This is a genomic window from Pseudorhodobacter turbinis, from assembly GCF_005234135.1.
GTDB classification, from domain to species: Bacteria; Pseudomonadota; Alphaproteobacteria; order Rhodobacterales; family Rhodobacteraceae; genus Pseudorhodobacter; species Pseudorhodobacter turbinis.
Genome location: NZ_CP039965.1, coordinates 1,146,132 through 1,170,566, shown reverse-complemented (window position 1 = coordinate 1,170,566; position 24,435 = coordinate 1,146,132). Strand labels below are relative to the sequence as shown.

23 protein-coding genes are annotated in these 24,435 nt (G+C 58.1%); 7 read left to right on the top strand and 16 right to left on the bottom strand.

Annotation, left to right across the window (positions count from 1 at the left end; genetic code table 11):
- Positions 1-133: 133 nt before the first annotated feature.
- The 5 genes from EOK75_RS18055 to EOK75_RS18035 all read right to left on the bottom strand — a co-directional run bounded on the left by EOK75_RS18055 (position 134) and on the right by EOK75_RS18035 (position 5,848).
- Positions 134-2,137 (bottom strand): TRAP transporter permease, encoded by a 2,004-nt coding sequence (locus tag EOK75_RS18055; protein WP_137195399.1) that lies wholly within the window; start codon positions 2,135-2,137, stop codon positions 134-136.
- Positions 2,137-2,544 (bottom strand): DUF1850 domain-containing protein, encoded by a 408-nt coding sequence (locus EOK75_RS18050; protein ID WP_240794084.1) that lies wholly within the window; start codon positions 2,542-2,544, stop codon positions 2,137-2,139. The genes EOK75_RS18055 and EOK75_RS18050 overlap by 1 nt, the downstream gene beginning before the upstream one ends.
- Positions 2,545-2,603: 59 nt before the next feature.
- Positions 2,604-3,590, bottom strand: a complete 987-nt coding sequence (locus EOK75_RS18045; protein WP_240794083.1) for a TAXI family TRAP transporter solute-binding subunit — start codon at positions 3,588-3,590, stop codon at positions 2,604-2,606.
- Positions 3,591-3,823: 233 nt separating this feature from the next.
- Entirely contained in the window at positions 3,824-4,252 is a 429-nt protein-coding gene (locus EOK75_RS18040; protein WP_137195398.1) for an HIT family protein, read from the bottom strand.
- A gap of 171 nt (positions 4,253-4,423) precedes the next feature.
- Positions 4,424-5,848, bottom strand: a complete 1,425-nt coding sequence (locus tag EOK75_RS18035) for a YbaY family lipoprotein (RefSeq protein WP_168199289.1) — start codon at positions 5,846-5,848, stop codon at positions 4,424-4,426.
- A 389-nt stretch (positions 5,849-6,237) separates the two neighbouring features.
- Between EOK75_RS18035 and EOK75_RS18030 the strand changes: the two genes are divergently transcribed.
- The 4 genes from EOK75_RS18030 (at position 6,238) to EOK75_RS18015 (ending at position 11,136) form a co-directional block, all read left to right on the top strand.
- Positions 6,238-6,867 (top strand): helix-turn-helix domain-containing protein, encoded by a 630-nt coding sequence (locus tag EOK75_RS18030; protein ID WP_137195396.1) that lies wholly within the window; start codon positions 6,238-6,240, stop codon positions 6,865-6,867.
- 259 nt (positions 6,868-7,126) lie between these two features.
- A complete protein-coding gene (locus EOK75_RS18025) occupies positions 7,127-8,068 on the top strand; it encodes an ABC transporter substrate-binding protein (RefSeq protein ID WP_137195395.1) in 942 nt (313 codons plus the stop codon).
- 72 nt (positions 8,069-8,140) lie between these two features.
- A complete protein-coding gene (locus EOK75_RS18020) occupies positions 8,141-9,163 on the top strand; it encodes a quaternary amine ABC transporter ATP-binding protein (protein WP_137195394.1) in 1,023 nt (340 codons plus the stop codon).
- Entirely contained in the window at positions 9,160-11,136 is a 1,977-nt protein-coding gene (locus EOK75_RS18015; protein WP_137195393.1) for an ABC transporter permease, read from the top strand. The genes EOK75_RS18020 and EOK75_RS18015 overlap by 4 nt, the downstream gene beginning before the upstream one ends.
- Before the next feature lie 30 nt (positions 11,137-11,166).
- Here EOK75_RS18015 and EOK75_RS18010 read toward each other — a convergent pair whose 3' ends face one another.
- A complete protein-coding gene (locus EOK75_RS18010) occupies positions 11,167-12,270 on the bottom strand; it encodes an AI-2E family transporter (protein ID WP_137195392.1) in 1,104 nt (367 codons plus the stop codon).
- A gap of 404 nt (positions 12,271-12,674) precedes the next feature.
- On the opposite strand from EOK75_RS18010, the gene EOK75_RS18005 reads away from it, so the two are divergent.
- From EOK75_RS18005 to EOK75_RS17995, 3 genes are all read left to right on the top strand, one after another.
- A complete protein-coding gene (locus tag EOK75_RS18005) occupies positions 12,675-13,457 on the top strand; it encodes a DsbA family protein (protein WP_137195391.1) in 783 nt (260 codons plus the stop codon).
- A gap of 197 nt (positions 13,458-13,654) precedes the next feature.
- Complete coding sequence (locus EOK75_RS18000) at positions 13,655-16,381, top strand: trypsin-like peptidase domain-containing protein (protein WP_137195390.1); 2,727 nt, start codon at positions 13,655-13,657, stop codon at positions 16,379-16,381.
- Positions 16,382-16,570: 189 nt separating this feature from the next.
- Positions 16,571-17,314: a Crp/Fnr family transcriptional regulator gene (locus tag EOK75_RS17995; protein WP_168199288.1), complete on the top strand. Its 744-nt coding sequence runs from the start codon at positions 16,571-16,573 to the stop codon at positions 17,312-17,314.
- Here the strand turns inward: EOK75_RS17995 and EOK75_RS17990 are convergent.
- The 10 genes from EOK75_RS17990 to atpD are packed head-to-tail and all read right to left on the bottom strand — an operon-like array spanning position 17,311 to position 24,226.
- On the bottom strand, positions 17,311-17,727 hold the full coding sequence (locus tag EOK75_RS17990) for a CBS domain-containing protein (RefSeq protein ID WP_137195388.1): 417 nt from the start codon (positions 17,725-17,727) through the stop codon (positions 17,311-17,313). The genes EOK75_RS17995 and EOK75_RS17990 overlap by 4 nt on opposite strands.
- Positions 17,728-17,746: 19 nt before the next feature.
- A complete protein-coding gene (locus EOK75_RS17985; protein ID WP_137195387.1) occupies positions 17,747-18,631 on the bottom strand; it encodes a F0F1 ATP synthase subunit gamma in 885 nt (294 codons plus the stop codon).
- Complete coding sequence (locus EOK75_RS17980; protein WP_137195386.1) at positions 18,607-20,130, bottom strand: F0F1 ATP synthase subunit alpha; 1,524 nt, start codon at positions 20,128-20,130, stop codon at positions 18,607-18,609. Before EOK75_RS17980 ends, EOK75_RS17985 begins: the two co-directional genes overlap by 25 nt.
- A complete protein-coding gene (locus EOK75_RS17975; RefSeq protein WP_137195385.1) occupies positions 20,120-20,866 on the bottom strand; it encodes a F0F1 ATP synthase subunit B family protein in 747 nt (248 codons plus the stop codon). Before EOK75_RS17975 ends, EOK75_RS17980 begins: the two co-directional genes overlap by 11 nt.
- A 2-nt stretch (positions 20,867-20,868) precedes the next feature.
- A complete protein-coding gene (locus EOK75_RS17970; RefSeq protein ID WP_050527833.1) occupies positions 20,869-21,159 on the bottom strand; it encodes a F0F1 ATP synthase subunit C in 291 nt (96 codons plus the stop codon).
- On the bottom strand, positions 21,156-21,854 hold the full coding sequence (locus tag EOK75_RS17965) for a F0F1 ATP synthase subunit A (protein ID WP_137195384.1): 699 nt from the start codon (positions 21,852-21,854) through the stop codon (positions 21,156-21,158). The genes EOK75_RS17970 and EOK75_RS17965 overlap by 4 nt, the downstream gene beginning before the upstream one ends.
- The gene (locus EOK75_RS17960; protein WP_137195383.1) at positions 21,845-22,144 is read right to left on the bottom strand and encodes an N-ATPase subunit AtpR; all 300 of its coding nucleotides are present in this window, start codon (positions 22,142-22,144) and stop codon (positions 21,845-21,847) included. Before EOK75_RS17960 ends, EOK75_RS17965 begins: the two co-directional genes overlap by 10 nt.
- Positions 22,141-22,419 carry an AtpZ/AtpI family protein gene (locus EOK75_RS17955; protein WP_137195382.1) on the bottom strand — a complete coding sequence of 93 codons (279 nt, stop codon included), beginning with the start codon at positions 22,417-22,419 and terminating at the stop codon, positions 22,141-22,143. Before EOK75_RS17955 ends, EOK75_RS17960 begins: the two co-directional genes overlap by 4 nt.
- Positions 22,416-22,823 carry an ATPase gene (locus EOK75_RS17950; RefSeq protein WP_137195381.1) on the bottom strand — a complete coding sequence of 136 codons (408 nt, stop codon included), beginning with the start codon at positions 22,821-22,823 and terminating at the stop codon, positions 22,416-22,418. The genes EOK75_RS17955 and EOK75_RS17950 overlap by 4 nt, the downstream gene beginning before the upstream one ends.
- Positions 22,820-24,226: a F0F1 ATP synthase subunit beta gene (gene atpD / locus EOK75_RS17945; protein ID WP_276612533.1), complete on the bottom strand. Its 1,407-nt coding sequence runs from the start codon at positions 24,224-24,226 to the stop codon at positions 22,820-22,822. The genes EOK75_RS17950 and atpD overlap by 4 nt, the downstream gene beginning before the upstream one ends.
- Between the last annotated feature and the right edge of the window lie 209 nt (positions 24,227-24,435).

The window sequence follows — 24,435 nt, the reverse complement described above, 5'->3', positions numbered from 1 at the left end:
TCTCAGCAAGATTACCTAACAGCTTGCCCTAGAATACAAACAATATTTCCATGGGCTTCTCCGCGCTGGGTTGTGACCGCTGGCATAGGCGACCGGTCGCGCTATGCCAGCAGATCAAAATAGCCCTTCCGGCTTACTTCTGCGCATGACGGATTGGCGATGCATCAGCAGAACCATTATCAAGACGCGCCTGCGACCAGTTCAGCCAGAGCAACAGCACGGTCAAGACGGCACCTGCAACCTCAACCGCAAAGGCGGGCCAAAACAATGCCACCACGCCGGGCACAATCAGAACCCGCATCCACAGTGCCATTGGCCCCCAAAGGAACCCTTCAAGCGCCGCCGAAAAGGCAACCAGCGCAAGGATTGCGATGGCCCCGCTCCACAACACCAATGGTAACGGACCGCCGAGGATAATTTCCTCGTTGAACACCATAAACAGCGGAATGAGATAAAGACCCTTGGCGTATTTCCACGCCTGAAAGCTGGTCTCCATCGGCTTCGATCCGGCAATCGCCGCGCCCGCAAAACCGGCAAGGGCAACCGGGGGGGTCACATTGCTATCCTGACTGTACCAGAACACCACGAGATGGGCGATCAGAATGGGCATGCCGAATTGTTCAGTTAGCGCAGGGCCGACCAGGATGATCAAAACGATATAGGCCGCAGTCACCGGCAGCCCCATGCCAAGGATCAGACTTGCCAACAGCACAAGAACCAAAGCCAGCAAGATATTTCCGCCCGAAAACGCGATCATCATGGCCGAAAACTTCAAACCCAGCCCCGTCAACCCGACAACCCCGACAACGATACCGGCCACAGCACAGGCCATTGATACCGCAACAGCATTCCGTGCGCCCAGCTCCAGCGCCTCTAGCGTCAGAGCAACACCGCGGCGGCACAATACGGCGAAACCTGCCATCGACGGGCTGCCCGATGCAAACGTCCACATCGCACGCGCAGAGGCCGCCGCGAGAATGGAAAGGATCGCGTAGAACCCGACTCGCATCGGTGAATATCCCGCAACCAACAGCGCGATAAGGGCAACGAGCGGCAACAAGAAGTGCCAACCCTCGGCCAGCACATCGCGTACATTCGGCAGATCTTTGGTGTCCAACCCTTGCATGCCTTGCTTCACTGCGGCGATGTGAACCAGCAGGTACACGGTGCCGAAATACAGGATGGCCGGGAAGATAGAGACAAGCACAATCTCGACATAGGGCACCCGCGTAAACTCGCTCATCAGGAACGCCCCTGCACCCATCAGCGGCGGCATGATCTGCCCGCCGGTTGAGGCAGCGGCCTCGATCCCGCCGGCCTGTGCGGGCCGGTAGCCAAGCTTTTTCATAAGCGGAATCGTAAAGGCACCAGTGGTCACGACATTGGCGATCGCAGAGCCGGAGATGGACCCCATGCCCGCACTTGCGATAACGGCGGCCTTGGCCGGACCACCCCGTTGACGGCCCGTCGCAGCATAGGCCAGATCAATAAAGAACTTGCCTGCACCGGTTGCCTCAAGGAAGGCGCCGAACAGCACGAAGATGAAAACAAACGTGGCCGCAACCCCCAGCGGGATACCAAAGATGCCCTCTGCCCCAAGGGTCATCTGGCTGGCCAGGCGATCAAGCGAATAGCCGCGATGGTTCAAGATGCCGGGCATCCAATCGGCCAGAAACGGCAGCTCTCCGCGACGTCCAGAAAAGGCATAGGCGATAAAGAACGCGCCAATGACAGTCATGCCAAGACCCACAGCGCGGCGCGCGCCTTCTAGCACCACAACGATGGTCAGAATACCGATCCAGACGTCAACACTACGGGGAAAGATCTGATTGGCGATGACGTCGATGTTAACCGGCAGCCAAGCACCCGCGACGATGCTGGCGGCCATCAACGTGCCGTCGATGGCCCATCCCAATGGCCCCCGAGGCTTGTGTTGGCCGAACACCGGATAGATCAGGAAGCACAGCACCAAGATAAACCCAAGGTGAATTGGGCGCTGAAAGAACAATCCCAAAGGCTGCACACCCGCAGCATAAAGCTGGAACAACGACAGCAATATCCCGATCACGGTGATCGCGCGCAGGACAAGCCACGGCTGGGCTGGCGGGGTCAGGGGGGCGTTAGGGTCTGCGTTCATCAGTTTGTATTCCTAATCAAGGCGATTTCTACCCGTTCGCGCGGTGCTACGGCAGAAAGCGAAACGGTTTTGCGGCCGACCTGCAAACGGTGGTCGACAGGCCCCAACCCGGGACGCAGGATATAGGCATCATTGGGAACCGGCTCGTCGATATTCAGGATAAGGTAGCCACCCTCACCGTCCGATACCTGCGTTCCACGGCCGGGGATATGCCCCAGACCGGCGGCAAAATCCGGCAGATGTGATTGCACAAGCACCATATGCCCGTCGCGGTTTTCATAGCAGTCCGACACCTCGAACCCTTCGACAGAATGATGCCAAAGCACACACCATCCGGTGCCACGCGGCACGTCAAAACGGGCAATCTCGCGGCCATCCTCATGTGTGGCGACCAGTTGGTCTGCCATGCTCATGCCTGCGGTCAGGATAAGGAGGAGGGCACAAAGCCCCCCTCTTACCATATGCTTCACTCGCGCAGAGCGTCCGGAACATCCGCGCCGACTTCGTCATAATAACGCAGCGCACCGGCGTGCAACGGGATCGGTGTCGCACCCATTGTGAATTCGACCGTGGTCTCATTCGCCGCAGGATGCACGGCCCGAAGATCTGCGATGTTCTCGAACATCGCCTTGGTCAAGCTGTAAGCCAGATCGTCAGACATCTCGGACGACACGGCCAGAACGTTCGGAATACCGAGAACGGCAATATCGTCGTCCACACCGGCATAGCTGCCACCGGCCAAGGAGGTCAGGGCAAAGGTTGCATCTGCATCCATGGCGGCCTTCAACTCATCCTCGCTTAGCGGGATCATGACGATGCTTTGCGTCGTCGCAAGGTTCAGAACCGATGAGGTCGGTGCACCAACAGACCAGAACCCCACGTCGATATCGCCGTTGGCAAGGGCGTCTGCGGTCTCATTGAAGTTCAAGCGCTGCTCATCGATGTCATCATAGGTGATGCCATTCGCCTCAAGGATAGCGGCGGCGTTCACTTCGGTGCCCGACCCGGGCGCCCCGACCGAAACGCGCTTGCCCCGCAGGTCTTGCAGGCTGGTGATCCCGCTGCCTTCAAGCGCCACAATGTGTATCATGTTTGCATATAGCGAGGCGAGCCCACGCACCATCGGCAACTGCTGCCCGTCGAACTTTCCTGTGCCCGTATAAGCCTGCGCGACCGTATCGGCCAAGCCGATTGCAAGGTCCGCATCGCCTGTGGCAATCAGGCCCATATTTTCAACCGAGGCGCCGGTGACCTCTGCGGTCGCGGAATAACCCTCAACGTGGTTATTGACAATTTCGGCCAAGCCGCCACCGATCGGATAATACGTCCCGCCGGTTCCGCCCGTTGCAATCGACAGCTGGTCTTGCGCCAGCGCAGGGGCGCCAAAGCTCATCGCGACCAAGGCTGCGGGGCCGATTAGACCAAGCGACCGACCAAACATTTTTTCTAGCATAGTGTCCTCCCATAACGGGCAAATTGCCCATATCGTCCCGCGTTTTCCGGAACTTGCGCTATAATAACCAAAAACAAAGAAATTAACATAGGCTCGGCACCCAAATGTAGCGCATTAAACAATCACGTTACGTGAATGATAAATACAGCACCCGGACTGCCCCGCCCGTTGATCACCCAAGCCCCAAACGTAAGGATTTTGGGACATGGAACAGGATCACCGGATAGGCGTGGCTATTGTTCAGCACCCAGATCTCGGGCAATTTGCTCCATTTCGGCATCAGAAAGCCGAGGGGGCAAAGTGTGCCCCTCAGGCCCTTCCAAAAGATATGCTTGGGAGGTGACGTCATGCGCGTGATGCATGGGAACCACATGGGCATGCGCATGAGACACATGAATTCCGGTGTAGAACAGGGCGACGCGCTCAACCGCATAAAGGGCCTTCATACGCTTCGCCAAACGTTGAGCGCAGCTGGTAATCCGCGTTGCCAGCTCCTCTGGCAGATCTTCGAACCAAGCATGGTGTGATTTGGGAATGACAAGCACATGGCCCGCGCGGATCGGATGCAAATCCAGGAAGGCCATAATGTGGTCATCCTCATAGATACGATGAGCGGGCAGCTCGCGGGCAGCGATCCGGCAAAACAGACAACTATCATTCATATGTCGATCTTTCATTCGCCCCATCGGGGGGTGGTGTGATGCCGCAAACGCCGGCTCAAAAGATGAAAGGTCATGCCCCCACTCCGGGGCATGACCAATACCCGTTGTATATTCCTATAATAACTACTAATTATCAATGAGTTACGTTAATACCTAGCGGCAGGAAAACCATCAATACAAATAGACCGCCGTCAATAGTGCGACAATCTCATCGGCGGCATCATAGAGCGCTAGCGTTTCGCCATTGATACGGTAGCTTTGCGTAGCTTCAAGGGCCAGCGCGAGGCTTTGTTCCGATGTACCCAGCGGTGGCGGACATGCCATGAGTGTCCCGGCCGTTCTGCCAAAGCTCAATATACCGTCTTGCTTTGTAAAATCACCCATCATCGCGTTGCATCCCACTGTCGCAGAGAACCGGCCGTCGTTTTCGCGCAGGATCATATGTGCCTCGCGACCACCTGAGGGCAGGCCAACAACATCCGCACCTGCCAGCGCATCGATCCGCCAATAGGTGTTTGTCAGCGATGCATCGGCGCGTTGGCGCTCGCATGTGATGCCGGGGCGTGTGCGAACGAACCGGTTCACAACAAGGCTACGCTGCGCCGGTCCCTCCATCGCGGGGCGCATCACTATGGACCCTTCGACATTCACGTACAGCGGGGCACCTGCTGCCGGTTGATCGGCAAGATACGCCCGCTCCATCGCGAGGTAATCGCCGTCCATGGCCACAGGATAGCTGCGCCCCGTACGACACTCCTGAAACATTGCAGCATCGGCCATATAGGTCATCATGCCTCCTAGAAAGACATTCTCGACATCGGTTTCATCCAACATGCCGTTTCCCGTCAGCTCGTAGGGGAGGTCGGATGAAATTACATTTCCCTCCATATCCAATTGCCGGATCCGGTTCGGCGATTTCACTTCCCACTGGTTGGGCGTCTCGGTCAAACCTGACAGGACAACTGTTTTGCTTTGCGCCTCCGAATACCAAAAGCCGGTATCGTCCTGAATGTTGTCGCCGGGATCCCCGCCATGGCCCAGCCATTCCCGGCGCAGGTGATAGCCCTGATCAGGCCAGAGATCGAGATGATAGGAGATGCCTTCACAATCCGCGCAAGGAAGCGTGCCTTTGAAGGTTGCAGGCAATTGCAGGCCGTGCGCCCCGATTTGCGATTGCTCCGCGACAGGGTCTCGACCAGCCTCAGAGGTAACCCGCACCATAACAAGGTTGACCTCATCCGGTTCGCCCCGCGTGATTACGGGCGCGACGGTATCGGTGGTAAACATCATTTGTTCCCCGGCCCAAAGCGTCGCCCGAACCGCATAGCTGTGGTTTTGTTTGATCTCGCTTGCATCATACTCAACCTCAAACGCGTAAGGTGGGCCGCCTGCATTATTGATCTCGGCGCGGCCCAGCTCAACCGTCGGCGCGCCGGCGCGGGAAACATCGGACAAAACCACGACCAGGCGCGCATCTGCTGGCGGCATGATCCGCTCGCGGAAGGTCGCGGTGCCGGTAACGGTCTCGGCGGTCGCGACCCCACCGAACACGCATACAAGGGCCAGAACTATCGCCACACAGCGGGAGTAGAACATCATCATCTCTTTCGATTGCGAGAAGTTTTTCAAACCCTCAAAAGGTTAGGTTTCCGAGTTGCCTAATCGCGGCACCGGGCCACTCGGGTTCAGGATGAAAGGATCTGGCGCGGATGTCCAGATCTCTGAATGCACTCAACGCTGCTGTCGTGGACAGCTGTTTGAAGAACACTTCCTTACAGGCACCGTTCGTCCGAGCTGACCGCCGCAGGGGAAACATGATCCCGATAGACCGGAAGCCAGCCATGTATTAACATTCAAACTGGGTTGCCCGAGGGGGACACTCCAACCCTCAAACTTTAAAATTAAAAGATGTCCGGCAAATGAAAGCCTTGCCACAAAAGTATAAGCCGGTAATTGGGGCTGCAAATTGAAGAAGTGGAACAGCTATGGCGGCGAAAGCGATTGAACAAAATTCCCATAGCGTTCGCGAGCATCGGGAGAAAGCTCTTGAGGTGGCAATCGGCCGTGAAGTGCGGGCGTTGCGCAGAAAAAGAGATATCACGGTTTCTGAACTCTCCGGTGCGACGGGGCTTTCGATCGGGATGCTGTCCAAGATTGAACACGGCAATATTTCCCCATCGTTGACCACGCTTCAAACGCTTGCCAATGCGCTCTCGGTCCCGTTGACGACGTTTTTTCACAGGTTCGAAGAGACGCGCATGGCCGTGCACACCAAATCCGGCGAAGGGCTTGCACTGGAGCGCCAAAGCACGAGCGAGAGCTATCAATACACTTTGCTGGGCCATATTGGCGCCAATGCAAGCGGCGTTATTGTTGAACCTTTTCTGATTACCCTGACCGAAGGCGCGGATGACTTCCCGACCTTTCAGCATGGCGGAATAGAAACGATCTATATGCTGGAAGGCGAAATCGACTATCGTCATGGTAAGGAAATATATTCACTAAAACCCGGCGATACGCTTTTCTTTGATACGGATGTGCCGCATGGGCCAAAGGCCCTAATCAAATTTCCAGCCCGCTATATCGCGGTTATCTGCTATCCGGTGAAGCCTTAGGCCTTCAACCCGAGCGCGCCGAACCGCACCGTCAAATAGGTCGGCACACCGTTTTACGACCCCTGCGTGGACGTCATATTGCACGGGCCGCACATCGCCCCCCGAGAAAATAACTTGCTTGTCAGGAAGAAAAGCGCGACAACGTGGCTGAGTGTAAGCGGGCGATCACCATTTCGCCGGGCATTTATACACCTGTCCCGCAACTGTGGGACGACCGTTGTGCCGAATGACAGGCGCAACCAAGCAGGGAAGAATATATATGAAAACGATGACAACAGCTTTGACAGCTGCAGCGCTTACTATTGTGCCGTTTGCGGCGATGTCTGCGGATAGCAGCGATCCAATCGTAATTCCGATCCACAACTGGTCCAGCCAAATTGTGATGTCCAAAATTGTAGGCGAAATGCTGGAAGGCATCGGCAACCATGTAGAATACGTGACCACCGACAGCCAGGCGGTTTATGAATCGCTGCGGCTGGGGGATGTGACACTGGAGATGGAAGTGTGGGAAGGTGCTTTTGGCGCATCCTTCCGCACGGCAATGGATAAGGGCGGCATCGTTGATGTCGGCGACCACAACGCGGTCACCCGCGAAGACTGGTGGTACCCGATGTGGACCAAAGAGGCATGCCCCGGCTTGCCCGACTGGGAAGCGCTGAACGAATGTGCCGCCGTGTTTGCAACACCGGAAACCGGCGACAAGGGCCGTTATCTTGATGGTCCGGTTGACTGGCTGAAACATGGTCAGGAACGCGTCGCAGCCCTCGATATGGATTTTGTCGTGGTGAACGCCGGATCTGCGGCGGCACTTTGGGCTGAAATCGGCGCGGCCGAAGCGGACAAACGTCCGGTTGTGGTTTTCAACTGGACACCAAACTTTGCCGAGGCTGTTTGGCCCGGCGAATTCGTGGAATTCCCTGCTTGGGAAGACGGCTGTGACACCGATCCCGCCGTTGGCCCGAACCCCGACGAGGTTTTTGACTGTGGCAACCCTGCCGACGGCTATCTGAAAAAAGCCGCGTGGGAAGGTATGGAAGAAAAATGGCCCGATGCATTCCATGTGCTGCAGCAGATCAACTTCACCAACCCCCAAATCGCTGCAATGGCCAAGCTTGTCGATATCGACGACATGGAGCCGGAAGACGCGGCGATCGAATGGATGGACGCCAATAAAGCCGTTTGGGAATCTTGGGTAAAGTAACCCTCTAGCCTTCAAAACTTTGATACCTCCGCCCAAAGGATACTGGGCGGAGGACTTATTTAAAGGATTCAAATGTCAGCCGAAACACCCGTCATCTCTTGCAAGGAAATATGGAAAATCTTTGGAGACAAACCAAAAGATTTTTACAAAAACATGCGCCCCGGAATGAGCTTCGATGAAATCCACGCCAAGGGTTACATCGCAGGCGTCAAGAATGTTTCCATTGACGTGCAAAAGGGTGAGATGCTGGTGATCATGGGGCTTTCGGGCTCTGGCAAGTCGACATTGGTGCGCTGCTTTTCCCGCCTGCATGACATTACCGCCGGCACAATTACCGTCGACGGGCAGGATATTATGGCCCTGCCTGAAAAAGAGCTGATAGAGCTGCGCCGCTCCAAGATGGGCATGGTGTTTCAGTCGTTCGGCTTGCTCCCGCATCGCTCGGTTCTTGAAAACGTCGCCTTTCCGCTGGAAATGCGCGGGCAAGACAAACACACCCGCCGCGAACGCGCGATGGAGGTGATCGAGCTGGTCGGCCTTAAAGGGCGCGAGGATTATTTCCCGCGTGAGCTTTCCGGCGGGCAACAGCAACGCGTTGGCATCGCGCGCAGCCTGGCAATCGAGCCCGATATCTGGTTCCTGGATGAGCCTTTCGGCGCCCTGGACCCGTTGATCCGCAAGGAAATGCAGGATGAATTCTTGCGGCTGCAAAAGCTTTTGAACAAGACGATTGTCTTTATTACCCATGACTTTGACGAGGCCCTGCGCCTCGCCGACCGTATCGCCATCATGAAAAGCGGCATGATCGAGCAATGCGATACCCCTGACAAGATCGTGCTGAACCCGGCCACCGAATATGTGCGCAAGTTCACGCATGACGTGGATAAAGCCCGCGTCGTGCGCGCAGGCGGGCTGATGGTCGCGGGTCTGTCGGGTGAAGGACAGCCGGTGGATGTGCGATCCAGCGTTGCCGCGATGGCGCGCATGCTGGTCAACGATTCACGCGATACGATTCCGGTGCAAAAAGCCGGTGTCGTGATCGGGGCGCTGCCACGCAAGGCCGCGCTCGATATCCTGCTTGGGGCAGAGGTATGAGCGAACAAACGTTATTCTTGCCCGCATTTTCCCGCCCTATCGGAAAACCGCAGATCGCCCTTGGCCTTGTCGGGGCGGCGATCCTTCTGACCGTGCTTCAGTACCTTGGGCTTTTGCCCGCATGGCTGCACCGCGTTCCTGACGCGATTGTTCCGAACTTTGCCGGCTGGCTGGATATCATCTTTAATTTCGTCAAAGATGATTTGGGCCTGCTGGCGTTCACGCGCACCCTGACCGAAGGGTTGGAGTGGCTGCTTGATGCCTCGGGGAATATCTTCTTTGGCAAGCGCCGCTGGCCCTATCTGGGGCCGATCCCATGGACTGCGCTGACCGCCGTAATGGCCGTCATCGGATATAGCCTTGGCGGCTGGCGGCTGGCGCTTCTTTCCGGCGGGACACTGGTTTGGACGGCGCTGATCGGCCAATGGGAAATTGCGATGCAGACGATGTCTGTTCTTGTCATCGCAGCCCCTATTGCCTTTGTAATCGGGCTTTCGCTGGGGATCGCGGCGTGGAAATACGCTTGGGTGGATAAGGTCATCAAGCCGGTTCTGTCTGTGCTGCAAACACTGCCGTTTTTCACCTATCTGTTGCCGGCCGTTATCTTTTTTAAGGTTGGCCCTACTGCGGGCGCAGTTGCAACGATGGTTTATGCCGTGCCGCCGATGATCTTGATGACAACGCTGGGGTTGCAAAAGGTTTCCCCCGAGGTGGTCGAGGCGGGAAAGATGAGCGGCTGCTCCAGATACCAGATGCTTCGCCATGTCTACCTTCCTTCAGCACGCACCGAGATCTTGGTTGGCGTCAATCAGGTTATAATGCTGTGCCTTGCCATGGTGGTTTTGACAGCATTTATCGGCATGCCCGGGCTGGGCGCAAAACTACTGGCTATGATGGGCAGCTTCAAGCTGGGTCGGTCGTTTGAAATTGGTGTCACGATCGTGCTTCTGGCCGTGACGCTGGACCGGATGTCAAAAGCATGGGTGGCCAAACAACCCGTCCATTTTGTACGTGGCACCCCGATTTGGAAGCGGCATAAAATGCTGCTTTTGGGGGCCGCGCTGTTTGGTGGCTTCTTGATCATATCCATGTTTATCCCCGAGGCGACCGTGATTGGCCGCAAACAACACTTCAGTCAGGGCAAGGAACTGGACGACCTGATCAAAGGGTTCCTGAACATCGAGTGGGTCAAGGCCACGACAGGGTTTTTGCGGGCGTTCCTGAACGTCAAAATACTCATCCCGTTCCGCAACTTCATGTTGTCAATCCCGACCCCGGCCTTCATCTTGCTGGTCGTGTCATTTGTGTTTGCATTGGCAGGGCGCAAGCAAGCGGTCTATGCGCTGGTGTTCTTTTCGCTGGTGGCCTTGTCGGGCTGGTGGGATCGGGCCGTGATTACGCTTTATTCCGTGATCTCGGCAGTGGTTTTGGCGGCGTTGATCGGGCTGCCGATCGGCATTCTTGCCGCGAGATCGCAGAAATGGTCGAAACGGGTTTTGTTGATTTGCGATACGGCGCAAACCTTTCCCAGCTTCGTCTACCTGATCCCTGCCATCATGTTGTTCGGCATCACAGATATTGCCGTGATCTTTTCCATCCTGATTTTCGCGATGGTGCCCCTGACACGTTACACCATCGAAGGCTTGCGGACGGTACCAATGGAGATATTGGAAGCGGCTGATATGTCCGGCTCGACCAAGATGCAAAAGCTATGGCACGTGCAGCTTCCGCTCGCGCTGCCGACAATGGCTATCGGGTTCAATCAGGCGATCATGTTTGCCTTCTTTATGGTGATCATTGCCGCCTTCATCGGCACGCAGGATCTGGGGCAAGAGCTGCAAAGGACGCTGGCCGGAACAGACCTTGGCAAGAACTTCGTGTTGGGGATTTGTGTTTCCTTGATGGCACTGACATTTGATCTGGCGATCATGAAGTGGGCTGCTGATAAAAAACAGGCACTGGGCCTGCCATAGGCTGCGGCTGTTTTGGCTGGAATTGACAGTTCAGAGGACATCCTCTGAACTGTCACCCAAGAAGCGGCTGACCGTGCGGAGGGACTGCGTCTCATCACAAGCGATCTTGATCACGATCAGGATCGGCAGCGCCACCACCATCCCCATCACCGACCAGATCCATGCAAAAAATGCGACTGCCATAAAGACAACGGTCGTATTAAGGCGCATCCGGCGCGAGATAAGAAGGGGTGTCACCAACTGCCCCTCGAATGAGGTCAGCGCCATATAGGTGACAAAGACGCCGACGGCCGACCAGGTGCCTTCAAGGCTAATGAAGGCAACGGCCCCTGCGATGGCCGCCCCCAGCAAACCGCCCAGAAATGGCACAAAGTTTAGCCCGAAGGCCACAAAGCCAAAGACCACAGCCCCCGGCAACCCCCAAAGAAACATCGCGACACCAACGGCGACACCCAAGCCGAAATTGATAAGCGTGATGCCCCCGAGATAATATCCAAGGCGGTCCTCTATCGCATAGACCACCGAAACCGCACGGCGCTTTTCGCCAAAACGTTCAAAGCTCTGGACGGTTTTGATCAGGAACATATCCCCCGATGCAACCAGAAAAAACAGCAAGATAAGCGCAAACAGGATGCGGCTGAGATAGCCCGGGGCCAAGCTGAACAGCGTGGTCATCATTCCGGTTCTGGAAACGACCTCCACCTCAACCCGCTCGGGGTTTTGGTTATCCATGATGCCTTCGGCGGCGACGGTTGCATCATTGATCGCCTCCAGCGTGCCCCCCGAGCTGGCCAGCTTCTCTTTGATTTGCTCCATCAGCCAAGGCAGATCTTCGATGAATTGCGCCGTCGGTGCGCTAAGCTGAACCAGCAGCAGGCCGATCAACATCGCAAGTACGGTGGTAAAAAGAATGGCCGATATAAAGGGCGGAATTCCAATCCGCTGCAACCAGCGCCGCGGCCGGTTCAAAACAAAATAGCCCAGAAAAGCCGCCGTAACGGGTATCAGGAAATCACCGGCCCAGACCATCGTCTGCAGCAGCAAAATCAGGAAAATACCGATGATTGCAAACTCTGCCCGCCCGTATGGGCGGGGTGAGGCAGTTTCGGGCCGCGCGACGTTTTCTTCGGCCATTTAATGGGCTCCTGTCCGGTTTGTAGCTGCGCGCCTACCGTCATCTATCCGCCCAGCATCATGCGCCACGGCGCGCTGGTCAACCGGCAATCTCATAGCCCGGGCGGGCTATGATGATGTCTTTGCCGTCGCTCAAAATACAAAGCCAATAATCGCGCCAACAACGACAACAACACCAACGATGTAAAAGATATTATGCATGACTACTTCCTTTTAAAAGCGGGCCGCCTGATAGACCCTTTGATTGAAAGCTAACGCCAACCCGCGCCACTTGGTTCCCCGAAGGTCCGCAGCCTGATCCAGGGCACGGGTTGCTGTCTGCACCCGATTTGCTATCATGGCGCGGAAAGCTCTCAACGGCTGTCTTGGCACCCGGCGGCAGCTTATTTTCCGGAGGCACGACAATGACCGACAAGCCCAATACAACGCGGCGACGCGCCTTATGGGCTTTCGGGGCGCTTGCCGTCGGGGGGTGGGTTTACGGCGTGCCACGCCTTGCCGCATGGTGGCCCAGCAAGCTGGTATATCGTGACCTTGAAGGGCTGGCCCCCTTCCGCGAATTGGGCAGCGCGGGTGCAGTCTCTGGTGCAAATGCTATGTTCATCGGGCTTGACGGCGAGCCAACCCCGGATGCGGCCAGACGCATGGCCGAGGTCCGTGCCGATCCCTGCGCCGCGCTCTTTGGAAAAACCACAGATCCGCGCCTTCCAGTTGCGCTCTTTTCGGATTTCAACTGCCCCAATTGCCGACTGCTGGAGACAAGCCTTGCAGCCTATCAGGCAAAGAACCCGGATGTCTTGCGCATCAAACGCTTTCAGCTTCCGCTGCTTGGCGCGGCCTCTGTAACGGCAAGCAAGGCCGTGCTGGCCGCCGATCTTCAAGGGGGCTACGGCGCGATGTATGACCGGCTCAAGCGGAACCGAATGGTGACAGATCCGGATCTGGTCTATACGTTTGCCGAGGAAATCGGCTTGGATGGTTCACAATTGATTGTCGATATGAAACGCCCCGCGATTGATCAAGCGCTGGATCAGGCCAAGGCAATCGCCTCTGTTTTCGGGTTTTACGGCACCCCCGCCACGGTCATCGGCCGCACGGCGTTTCTTGGGGCCATTTCCGCCGCAGATATCGCCCGCATCATCGAAGCCGAGCGAAAACTGCCGTCCCTGCCTTGCCAAACGGGCTGATACCGACCCAAAACAACTCTTTGTGTCGGCAAGAAATAGCCTATCACCCTATGGTAGATTGATCACCCCCCGTGCCTATCTGATTCTATGCTACGCTGGCACCAAGGACAGTTTTCATGCGCTGGGGGCGTAAGTTCACGTAATCGCACGCCATTTTTTCTACGCTATCGCGCCCCCTGATTTATCAAAGGTGCCTTATGCCAAAAAAGATCACGCTGACCGAACTCAAAGCCAAGATCCGCGACATCGACACGCCGGATGCCGAAATCGCCACCTATCTGGAACTTGCCCCCGAGCAGTCCGATGCCTTTGCCCCGCAGGTGCGCATCAATCCCGAACTGGTGGACGATGAGGGGCTAGAGGCCGATATCGCGATGCGGTTTTTCAATGCGATGTCCAAGCGGCGGCGGCAACAGAAATACCTGCGCAAGATCAAGGATGGCTGGACCGGACTGCGGATTGTCTCGGAAGGGGATAGCTGGTTTCAATACCCCTTCCTGCTGGAGGATGTGATTGACCAACTGTCTGAGGATTACGCGATCTACAGCCTCGGCGCGGCGGGGGATCTGGTGCAGGATATGCTGGATCAGGACGAAATTTTGCAAGCGGTGCGCGACCACAACCCGCATCTAGTTTTGATCAGCGGCGGCGGCAATGATCTTTTGGGCGATGGTATGCTGCAAACTGCGCTGCATCCCTTCAAGACCGGCAGGCCCAGCAAGGATTACCCCAATGCGGCCTTTGACAAGCGCATCAAGGCGATCATCAGCATTTACCGTTCGATCTTTACCGCGCTGCTGACGGAATTCCCCAACCTCAAAATCCTGTGCCACGGTTATGATTATGCCGAGCCCGCAAATGCGCGTTGGCTGGGCAAACCGATGGCGGCCTTGGGCATCACCGACTACACGCTTCAGGTGCAGATCGTGGCGGAAATGATCGACCGTTTCAACACGGCGCTGGTGGGGCTGGCCAATGAATTTCCCGGCGCGGTGGTGCGGGTCAATTGCCTTAATTCGGTGCGCGGCAACTGGCATGACGAATTGCACCCCAACAATATCGGCTATGCCCAAGCCGCCAATCAGTTCCGCGCGGTGATCGGGTCGATGTTCGGCTCCACCACCCCACAAGAGGTGTCGCCACAGCTATCGCCAGGCAAAGAGGCGATGATCAAGGCCACGGATTTGGAACCCGAAGCCTTTCGTGAACTGGTCGACCATCGTGGCCGTGAGCTGTTGGACATCCCGCTGCCGCCCACCGATGACGAAACCCGCCGAAAGGAGATCGAGCAAGACATCTCGCAGCATTTTGAGAAAATCTCGGGCGGGGCGGATTTTCTGCCCGCCAATTTCCTCTATCGCGGGGCGGATGCGGCGGCCTCGGTCTGCCGGATCAACCTGCCGGGCGGCTCGGGCACCGGCTTTTTGATCGCCACCCGCAGCTTTATCATGACCAACAACCATGTCATCGCCACCAAGGATGAGGCCCGTGAGGCCATTGCCGAATTCCGCTTTGAGGAGGGCAGTGAAAGCCTGATGGTAAACCTTGATCCCGACTGGTTTTTCGTCACCTCCAAAGAGCTGGATTTCACCATTGTCGGCTGTAACGAGCCGGGGCTGGATTATTTTGAACCGATCCCGCTGTTACGCAACCCCTCGACGGTGACGCGCGGCGAGCAGGTCAATATCGTCCAACACCCGCGCGGCCGCCCCAAAGAGGTCGCCCTCCATAATAACAAGGTGTTGCGGGTCAAGGACAGGGTTATCTGGTATGAAACCGATACCGAGCCGGGATCATCCGGCAGCCCGGTTTTCAACAACACATGGGATCTCGTTGCCCTGCATCACGCGGGCTGGATTGAGGGCGGCGTCACCACCAATGAGGGCGTGCGGATCGCCGCGATCGTCTCGCATCTTGTGGCACGCCAGCATGTCGAATCCAGCGCCTCCAATACTTTGATGGAGCTGCTTTCGACCATTCCCGACAGTTCCCCGCATCTTGGGTTTTTCGACATTGCGGGCATCACTGGCGCGCGCACCCAAGAAGTCGAAGTGCCGGAATACAAAGGCTCGCTTGAATTTGCCGATATCGGCTTTTGGAATATCGAGCATTTCAACGATGCCATTTCCGATGCACGGGTGGATAAGGTGGCTGGCGTTCTGGGTCATCTGTCGCTGGACGCGGTTGGTCTGGTCGAGGTACAGCGCGACGCGATGGACCGCTTGATCGCATCGCTTCAAGCGCTCGGGCATAGCTATGATTACAAATATCTTGATGTCAAAGGGCGTCAGGATCTGGCCGTGCTTTATGACAGCAAAACCACCGAGGTGACGATTTCCGCGAAAATCCTGAACCGCCATAAATCGGCTTGGGCCGCGACAACCGCCACGGGACGCACGGCCTTTCCGCGCCGTCCCCTGATCGCCCATGTCACAGTGGCCCCAAATACCAAGGACGGTATGCCGGTGGAATTCATCATGGTTCTGCTGCACCTCAAGGCCTTTGGCGATCCTGAAAGCAAGGCCCGCCGCCGTCTTGCCGCCGAGATCCTGACCGAGGTGATTGCCGATATCCGCGAGACCGAAAAGCTGCCGGTGGTTCTGGGTGGCGATCTGAACGAGACCTTGAACACCGATGTTTTGGGGCCGCTTACCGATGCGCCGGATCTTTTTACCCTGACCACGGATGACGCCGCCAATAACGCGCTGTCTTATGTGGGGGCGCGGTACCGGTCGCTGATTGATCATATCGTGGTCAGCAATGATGTGGTCATGTCCCCCATCAGCGGGGATGATGCGGCCATCGTGCGGCTGGATAAATCGGTGGCCGATTTCACGCGCGATGTCTCGGATCACGTGCCCTTGGTGATCCGCATGGTTAGCCGAGAGGCCCCCTTGCAGGTCGATGGTCCGTGCAAAGACTGACAATCCGCGCGGCGTATCGCGATGATGAGATCGCCGCGCAGGCATCAAATGCCCAAAGTTTGTGCCGTACAGGCCGCAAAAGACGTAAGCACTTGGTTAAGTGATTGCACTTCGCAGCTGCAGCATGACATGGTAACGATCATACGTATCTCGAAGATGTCCGATCGTTTTCATGAAAGACGTTTCACCATGATGCCTCCCAAGACACCGACAGGCCTCCCCGGCCGTGTACAGATTGCATTTGTGGATACGCTGATCGCCAAGATCGCAGCCCCGATAAGCACAGCACGGCATGGGCACATCCTGAGCTATGAAAGCGACTTGGCCGACCATGGCATCCTTTTGGTCGATGGCTGGCTCGCCCTTTCCAAATCACTATGCGGGGGTGAAACCCAGATCATCGATGTGATGCTACCGGGGGATTTTGCGCTGATCGGGGCCAAAGAGGCACCCGTATCCGCCTGCACAGTCGAGGCGCTTAGCGATGTCCAATACATCACCATCCGCCCCCCGATGGTCAACGGCCCCGATCCCGCCTCTGCCAAGCTCCGCGACGTTCTGGCCGCCGCCATCCTGACCACACAGTCGCGCACCTCTGAGATGTTGCTGCGTCTGGGGCGCGGCAATGCGGCAAGCCGTGTTGCCTTTGCCCTGATCGAGTTCCACACGCGGCTACAAGCCGTTGGCCGCACGAATGGCAATATCTTTGAGTTCCCCATCACCCAGCAAAAGTTTGGCGAATTCACCGGGCTAACCAATGTGCATGTTTGCAGAACCTTGCGCCGGTTGGAACGTGACGGGTTCATCGCCCATCCCGATTCCCGCTCTATCGAACTGCTAGACATCCCCGCCCTTTGCGATCTTGCCAGCATCGACCTAGATCTTTTCCGCGCCGAGATCCTGATCCAACATGCCGCCCCGGCTCTGGGCTAACGGGTTTCCACAATCTCGCCCAAGGTCTGTCCCGCCAGCTCCTCGCTTGCGTCACGCGCCATATCGCCAAGCGAAACAATGCCCATCAAAGCACCATTCACATCACAGACCAGCAAACGCCTGATTTGCCAATCCCCCATCATATGCGCCGCCACCGTAATATCCTGATCTGCATGGCAAAAATACACCTGCGGCGTCATGACAGCGCGCACCGGCATCTCTGCACACACCCCGACATCGGCCAGCAGGCGCATCGCCAGATCACGGTCGGTCACAACGCCAATGGGCTTGCCATCTTCGCAGACCGGCAAGATGCCGATATCACGATCCTGCATCAATGCCGCTGCCGCATGGACCGAGGCATTCGGCCCGACAAAAGACACCCGCTTTTGCATAATATCCCTTACCAACATCGGCCTTTCCTATCTGACATTATGCCGCCGGCTTGCGACGCTTGCGCAGGGCCTCAAAGCCTACGATCACATCCAGCAACTCGGTCGTAATCTCGCTTTGCCGCACAGTACGGGTTTCTCCGCGCAGCTCCTCTAGCTTTTCATCCACGGATTGCTCGGCCTGTTGCATCCGTGCCAACCGGGCGGCATTTTCGGTCACCAATGCCTCAGCCGCCGCGCGGTAAATCGTTGCAAACAAAAGGTTGCGCACCAAGACGGCAAGCAACTCTGGCGCGGGCAGGGTAAACTGCGGCAAGCTGCGAGAGGCCCAGGGCCGGACAGCCAGATCCTCAAGCAACGCCGGTTCCAGCGGCAAAAGTGGTTGCAGAACCGGTGCTTGGCGACCATGGTCAGTGCGGCGGGTATAGACCAATGTCACGGCAATATCCCCCGGTGCCGCATCTTGCCGCGCGGTTTCCAGATGGGTCACCAACTCCCCCGCCAGCCGGTTCAACCCGTCGGTATTGGCAGGCGGCAAAAGCGTATGGGCGGGGGTGATCCCTTCGCCCCCAAGCGCGTCTTGCATCTGCGCACCGACACAAAGCACATAGGCCTTAGTATCCGCGATCCCCGCAACCTCTGCCGCTAGGATCTCGTTGTAATTACCGCAAAGCCCGTGGTCCGATCCGATGACGATAATCACCGGCTGCAAATTGCCCGCCTGCCCCTGCACCAAAGGCCCGTTGCGATGCACAAAAGCATGAAGCCCGTCCAGCACAGTATCACGCCATGCATCGATGGCACGGGCGGCTTGCTCATAGGGGGCGGCGTTGATGGCAGACATGGTTTTCATGGTGCGCACGATGCTGCGGATGCTGCTCATCGTGCCGGTGCGCCGCGTCAGACGTTCAAGGCTTTGGGCCATCGTCCCCCCCCTGCAAGTGCTGCGCGGGCCTGATCCAGAATACGGGCGCGATCAGCATCATCCAGCCGTTTGCCTGAAACGATCAAATCGCGCGTCATAGGACCACCCGCACGCACAGCCGCACGAATACGCGCCATCGCCTCGGCACATTCGGGCTCTGCCTTATCATCCAAAAGACCCGCCATTGCCGCAAGCAGCACGCAAAGCTGTTCATCGGCGGGCATCGGGTCACGCTCTGCCTGCCGCAGGGCATGGCGAACGGCGGCACCGCGCGCCAGCCGCTTGCGCGTATCGTCATCCAGACGGGTGCCAAAACGGGCAAATTCCTCCAATTCCTCGAACTGCGAGAGCGTGACCCGCAGGTTGCCCGCCACATCGCGAAAGGCCCGGTTTTGCGCCTTGCCCCCAACCCGACTGACAGAGACCCCCAGATCCACCGCCGGAAACTGGTTTTTGCGCACAAGACGCGGCGACAGGTAAATCTGCCCGTCGGTGATGGAAATCAGGTTGGTGGGGATATAGGCCGAAAGATTCTCGGCCTGTGTTTCCACAACCGGCAAGGCCGTGATAGAGCCACCCTTGAACTGTCCTGCACGTTCCAAAAGGCGCGCATGGACGAAAAAGATATCCCCCGGAAAGGCCTCTCGCCCCGGCGGGCGGCGCAGCAGCAAGGACAGCTCTCGGTAGGAATGGGCGTGATGCGTCAGGTCATCCAGCACCACCAGCACGTCATGCCCTTCGGCGGCCAGATCCTCGGCCATGGTCATCGCGGCATAGGGCGCAACATAGGACAGGCCAGGCGTTTCCTCATCACCGGCCACGACCATGATGGATTGATCCAACATCCCGCCTTCGCGGATCGCGCCAAGCACTTTGGCCACCGCATCGCCGCGCTGCCCGATCGCGCAATAGATACACAAAACGCCGGTGTTTTTCTGGTTCAGGATGGTATCGATGGCGATGGAGGTCTTGCCGGTTTGACGGTCACCAATAATCAGCTCACGCTGGCCAAGCCCCACAGGCACGGCGGCATCAATCGCCTTGAGGCCTGTCGCCAAGGGGCGAGTGACGGGCGCACGGTCCAGAATGGGCGGGGCGGGGGATTCGATCGGGTGCAGCCGGTCGGTTTCGGGGGGGGCGCCACCATCACGCGGTCGGCCCAGCCCGTCGACAACGCGGCCCAAAAGCGCTTGGCCCACAGGCACGCTGACAACTTTGCCGGTACGGCGCACATCCGACCCCGGCACCACCGCCCCCGACGGCCCGAGCATCACAACGCCAAGGCGGTTTTGTTCCAGATCGAACACAATCCCCGTCAGCCCACCGCCAAAATCCAACAGCTCATCCACCAACGCGCGGGCAAGCCCCGTCACGATGGCAATACCATCGCCAATCTCGGCCACCCGCCCGATCTCACAAACCTCGGGTTTGGGCGGCGGTGCATCAAGCAGGGTTTGCACCAGATCATCGGTGGTGCGCAGGTCCATATCATTGGGCATGGGCATGCTCCTGCTTGCCAAGGATTTTCTCCAGCCCGTCCATATAGCTGTCTACCGTCCAACCAAGCTGCGCCCCGCCAAGCCGCAACGACAGGCCCGGCGATTGCGCCGGATCGGTCTGGAATGCCACGCTGATACCGGGCTTTGCGGCCTGTAATTCCGCCCGCAGCTGTGCGGCGAGATCTTGTGGCAAGGGATCATGCGTTACAATCACGGCGCTATCGCTGCTGCCTGCGGCGGCCGTCAGATCCCCCATCATCTCGGGCATCCGCCCCGCCGCGCGTGTGATGATCCGTTGCTCCAAGCTTTCATCCGCAAGATCGCGGAGCGCTTTGCGCAACAGGGCCAAAAGCGCCGCCGCCCCCTTGGCGTGCAGATCGGCGCTGTGTTTGCGCGCCTCTTTTTCGCGTTCATCTGCGCGCACGGCTTGTTCTTTTTGCAAACGGGCGTTGGCCTCTGCCAGCATTTGGTCCCGCTCCCGCTCGGCGGCCTCGCGGGCGTCTTCGATCACGCCCTCGCGACCGGCTTTCAACTTGGCTATCTGCGCGCGAAAATCCGCCTCGGCGGCTTCGGCCTTGGCGCGGACAGCACCGGCTTGTGCCATACGCTCGGCAATCTGGCGCTCGCGTGCGTCAATCCCGTCCAGAATGGGCCGGTACAAAAACCGCTTGAGCAGCCAGACCAACACCAGAAAGTTGATGATCTGCGCCGCGACCGTAATCCAGTCGATGGACATATCTAGCCACCCACGCTTTGCGCCGATGTCTCAATCAGTGCGTTCCAGAACGGGTTGGCAAAAAGCAGGATCATCGCAACAACGAAACAATAGATCGCAGTGGATTCGATCATCGCAAGGCTAACAAAAAGCGTCCGCGACAGGTTCGAGGCCGCATCGGGCTGTTGCGCAATCGCATTGAGCGCCGAGGCCGCCGCGCGCCCCTCGCCCAGCGCGGGGCCAAGCGCCCCGAAAGACACCGTGAGGCCGGCAGTGAAAATGGAAATCATAGCGATAAGGGCAAGATCAGTCATGGTTGGTCCTTTGCAGATTCGGTTTGGGGTTCAGCCGGTGCTGTGGCCGAAGAAATGTAAACCGTCGCCAGAATGGCAAAAATATAGGCTTGGATAACGCCGGTCAGCAGGCCCAGCATGTCCATCACAACGGGAAAGAAGAAAGGTGCCACCCCCAGCAGGATCGCGGCGATCACCGCCCCGCTCATCACATTGCCATAAAGGCGGATCGCTAATGATATGCCGCGCGACGCCTCCCCGATGATGTTGAAGGGCAGCATGATGATGTTCGGCTCAAGGTAGCTGTGCAAATAGGCCTTTAGCCCTCGCTGCCCCACCCCGAACAACGGCACCGCCACCAGCACCGAAAGCGCAAGCGCCGCAGTGGTGGAAAGCGAGGCCGTGGGCGAATGCCACCCCGGCACCACCATCAGCAAATTGGACGTGACGATGAACAAAAACAACGTCCCCGCAAAATAGAGCAACCGGCGGTCGGGGCGGGCGCTGATCTCATCGATCTGGCTCTGGATCGTCAGCACGATGGCCTCTAGCGTGGTGCGCCAGCGGTCGGGCGGCACATCGGGACGCAGCTTGCGGGTGATCAGCATTGAGGCCAGCGTCAGCATCGCCATCACCACCCATGTGAACACGATGGTGGCATTGAGGCCAAAACCGAAAACCGTCAGGATAATGGTGGTATCGGGTGTCAGCTCCATCCCGCACCCCCCGGTGTTGGACGCCAGGCCACGATCATGACCACCCGAAACAGGAAAAATCCCGCCATAAAGCCCAGCAGCGCGGCGGTTCCCAGCCCCGCAATCCACGCACCTGCGGCCAATAGCAACCCGATGCGCACCGCGGCACTTGGCAGCAAAATCACCACCGGCCTTGGACTGCGCAACGCCGCACGCATACCCCATGCCAATCCGGCAAAGAACAGCGCGCCCGCAACAGCCCCACTCAACAGCCCGAATGCCAGAAGCGGCCAGTCTATTGATACGATCATTCGCCCTTCTCCTTATCTATCCAAACCCAGGCAATGCCCGCCCCTATGGCAACCCCGCCAAGGATCAACGCAATCGTCCATGAGAAATCCTGCGGATGTGTGCCGTCCAGCCACATCCCTACAAATGCCCCGCCCACCGTTGGCACCGCCACCGACCAGCCGATCATGCCAAAAGTGCCAATACCGCGCAGCGGGCTGGGGCCGGGATTATCTCGCGCGGCCTGCTTGCGGCTGGCCAAACGACCGATGTCGCGGGCTTTTTTGTCTTTGCTCATGGCTGCCCCCGCAATCCGGCAAAGCGGCGCACCATATCTGCCTCCAGCCGCGACAGGGCGGCGCGGGCCACGCGTTCTTCATCCTCCATCGTGTCGAACAAGGCGCCCACGGTTTCATCAAGCGATGCCAGATCGGCACTTTCGACACCGCGTCGCACGGCGATTGTTACCTCATGACCTTTCTTGACCAAGACCCCCTCATCAATGCCGAAAACCCGTTCCCGCCCGTCCTCTTGGCGCAGCAACAAGACCGAGGGCACAAGCGCCGTCACAAGATCCACATGATTGGGCAAAATGCCAAAGGCACCATTCGGGGCAACTGCATTCAGCGCCACCGCCGCCCCCTGAAACAAAGGTGCCCCCGGCAGGCCGATCGTGACCTGCATTTTATCGGCCGTGCTCATACAGGCTCCTTCAGGTCTGTCAGCGCGCCGATCATGTAGTAATCGCTTTCGGGGCGGTCGAACTGCACTTGCGCCAGAATTTCCTCACAACCCGCCAGCGTCGCCTCCAGCGGCACCAGCTTGCCGCCCTCACCGGTAGACGCGCTGACTGTGGCAAAGGGCTGAGTCAAAAACCGTTCCAGCCGCCGCGCGCGGGCCACGATGGCGCGGTCATGGGCCGAAAGCTCCTCTATCCCCAGCATGGCGATGATGTCGCGCAAATCCTCATATTCGGCCAGGGTGCGGCGCACGGCGCGGGCGACGTCATAATGGCGCTGGCCAACCACCCCCGGCGTCAACATGACCGAGGCCGAGGCCAGCGGATCAACCGCCGGATAAAGCCCCTCGCTCGCGCGTTTGCGCGACAGGACCACCGAGGCCGAGAGGTGCGAGAAAATATGCGCCGCCGCCGGATCGGTAAAATCATCGGCCGGCACATAGACCGCCTGAATAGAGGTGATCGCCCCCTTGCGGGTCGACGCAATCCGTTCCTGAAGGCTGGCAAGTTCCGTCGCCAAGGTCGGCTGATAGCCCACCCGCGACGGCATCCGCCCCATCAGCCCCGACACCTCTGACCCCGCCTGCACAAAGCGGAAAATATTATCGACCAGCAACAACACATCCTGCTCGCGGTCATCGCGGAAATACTCGGCCATCGTCAGCGCGGATTTGCCCACCAAAAAGCGCACGCCGGGGCTTTCGTTCATCTGGCCAAAGAGCATGACCATCTTGTCACGCACCCCCGCCTCCCCCATCTCACGCCACAGCTCCTCTGCCTCGCGGGACCGCTCGCCAATACCGCAAAACAGGCTGACGCCGTGGTGATGTTCGACCGTGTTATGGATAAGCTCACTGAGCAGCACCGTTTTGCCAACGCCGGCCCCGCCGAACAATCCGGTTTTGCCGCCACGCTCTATCGGGGCCAGAAGGTCAATCGCCTTGATCCCCGTCTCCAAAACCTCGGCCCGCAAAACACGGTCGGTCAAGGGCGGCGGGGCATGGTGGATGGAACGGCGCGTATCGGTCACCGGCGCGGGCAACCCGTCAATCGGCGCACCGAATACGTTGAGCATCCGGCCGAGAACCGCCTCCCCCACCGGCACCGTAACCGGCCCGCCGGTGGCGCGCACCTCTGTCCCCAAGCCGACCCCCTGCACCGGATCAAGCGCGATACAGCGCGCGGCCCCGCCTTCGACAAAACTCATCACCTGAAGCGCCACATCCCCTGCATAAAGCAGATCATCAAGCTGCGGCCCCTGACCCCGAAAACTCACATCGACAACGCCGCCACGCACCGCGACCACCCGGCCCATCGGGTCCGGCATAGAATCGGCTTTGGCGCTCGGGTCGGATAGTATGGACATGGCAACCTTTCCCTGACCGCGAACAGCCGGTCATTTTGTGCTATTATGCAGCGTCACGTAAGGGCGATCATTGACCCCGATCAATCTTGCCGGATTTATTTTTCATGCCGGTCATGCGCCCGCCCGACATGATCAAGGATGACGCGATGCTTGCAATGTTCAATGCGCCACTTAGTATCCATGGCAGGGCTGCCCGCTTTGGCCCGCAC

Coding starts and splice junctions, on each gene's coding strand:
- EOK75_RS18030 (WP_137195396.1), top strand. CDS start 6,238: ATGGCGGCGAAAGCGATTGAACAAAATTCCCATAGCGTTCGCGAGCAT.
- EOK75_RS17970 (WP_050527833.1), bottom strand. CDS start 21,159: ATGACTGATCTTGCCCTTATCGCTATGATTTCCATTTTCACTGCCGGC.
- EOK75_RS18020 (WP_137195394.1), top strand. CDS start 8,141: ATGTCAGCCGAAACACCCGTCATCTCTTGCAAGGAAATATGGAAAATC.
- EOK75_RS17985 (WP_137195387.1), bottom strand. CDS start 18,631: ATGGCCCAAAGCCTTGAACGTCTGACGCGGCGCACCGGCACGATGAGC.
- EOK75_RS17990 (WP_137195388.1), bottom strand. CDS start 17,727: ATGTTGGTAAGGGATATTATGCAAAAGCGGGTGTCTTTTGTCGGGCCG.
- EOK75_RS17975 (WP_137195385.1), bottom strand. CDS start 20,866: ATGTCCATCGACTGGATTACGGTCGCGGCGCAGATCATCAACTTTCTG.
- EOK75_RS17950 (WP_137195381.1), bottom strand. CDS start 22,823: ATGAGCACGGCCGATAAAATGCAGGTCACGATCGGCCTGCCGGGGGCA.
- EOK75_RS17960 (WP_137195383.1), bottom strand. CDS start 22,144: ATGATCGTATCAATAGACTGGCCGCTTCTGGCATTCGGGCTGTTGAGT.
- EOK75_RS17965 (WP_137195384.1), bottom strand. CDS start 21,854: ATGGAGCTGACACCCGATACCACCATTATCCTGACGGTTTTCGGTTTT.
- EOK75_RS17955 (WP_137195382.1), bottom strand. CDS start 22,419: ATGAGCAAAGACAAAAAAGCCCGCGACATCGGTCGTTTGGCCAGCCGC.
- EOK75_RS17995 (WP_168199288.1), top strand. CDS start 16,571: ATGATGCCTCCCAAGACACCGACAGGCCTCCCCGGCCGTGTACAGATT.
- EOK75_RS18025 (WP_137195395.1), top strand. CDS start 7,127: ATGAAAACGATGACAACAGCTTTGACAGCTGCAGCGCTTACTATTGTG.
- atpD (WP_276612533.1), bottom strand. CDS start 24,226: ATGTCCATACTATCCGACCCGAGCGCCAAAGCCGATTCTATGCCGGAC.
- EOK75_RS18050 (WP_240794084.1), bottom strand. CDS start 2,544: ATGGCAGACCAACTGGTCGCCACACATGAGGATGGCCGCGAGATTGCC.
- EOK75_RS18040 (WP_137195398.1), bottom strand. CDS start 4,252: ATGAATGATAGTTGTCTGTTTTGCCGGATCGCTGCCCGCGAGCTGCCC.
- EOK75_RS18055 (WP_137195399.1), bottom strand. CDS start 2,137: ATGAACGCAGACCCTAACGCCCCCCTGACCCCGCCAGCCCAGCCGTGG.
- EOK75_RS18015 (WP_137195393.1), top strand. CDS start 9,160: ATGAGCGAACAAACGTTATTCTTGCCCGCATTTTCCCGCCCTATCGGA.
- EOK75_RS18010 (WP_137195392.1), bottom strand. CDS start 12,270: ATGGCCGAAGAAAACGTCGCGCGGCCCGAAACTGCCTCACCCCGCCCA.
- EOK75_RS18035 (WP_168199289.1), bottom strand. CDS start 5,848: ATGTTCTACTCCCGCTGTGTGGCGATAGTTCTGGCCCTTGTATGCGTG.
- EOK75_RS18000 (WP_137195390.1), top strand. CDS start 13,655: ATGCCAAAAAAGATCACGCTGACCGAACTCAAAGCCAAGATCCGCGAC.
- EOK75_RS18045 (WP_240794083.1), bottom strand. CDS start 3,590: ATGCTAGAAAAAATGTTTGGTCGGTCGCTTGGTCTAATCGGCCCCGCA.
- EOK75_RS17980 (WP_137195386.1), bottom strand. CDS start 20,130: ATGCCCAATGATATGGACCTGCGCACCACCGATGATCTGGTGCAAACC.
- EOK75_RS18005 (WP_137195391.1), top strand. CDS start 12,675: ATGACCGACAAGCCCAATACAACGCGGCGACGCGCCTTATGGGCTTTC.